At 63.6% G+C, this 258-nt stretch carries 1 protein-coding gene; it reads left to right on the top strand.

Going from position 1 to position 258, the window contains the following annotated elements; all coding sequences use genetic code 11:
- Positions 1-258: immunoglobulin-like domain-containing protein (locus tag Q8X48_RS30035; protein WP_407802687.1), on the top strand; the 258-nt coding region annotated here is incomplete at both ends.

Below are 258 nucleotides of genomic sequence, written 5' to 3'. Positions count from 1 at the left end.
ACCTCGAGTCCATCGATCCGGTGAAAACGCCAGTGACCACCACGGTCAACGATGTCAACGACACCACCACGGTGACCCTGACCGCCACCCCGAGCGTGGATGAAAACGGCACCATCACCTACACCGCCACGCTGACCGATGCCCAAGGCAAACCGGTCACTGCGCAGAACGGTCCGGTCACCGTGACCCTCGACAGCGGCAAGGTCATCACCATCGCTGAAGGCCAGAGCTCCGGCAGCCTGCCGGTCAGCGTGGGCA

Origin of the sequence: Pseudomonas sp. QLc11A (genome assembly GCF_052112305.1) — a bacterium.
In the GTDB taxonomy this organism is placed as follows: domain Bacteria; phylum Pseudomonadota; class Gammaproteobacteria; order Pseudomonadales; family Pseudomonadaceae; genus Aquipseudomonas; species Aquipseudomonas laurylsulfatiphila.
Note: the sequence above shows the minus strand (reverse complement) of the source record. Positions and strands in the feature narration are given on the sequence as shown.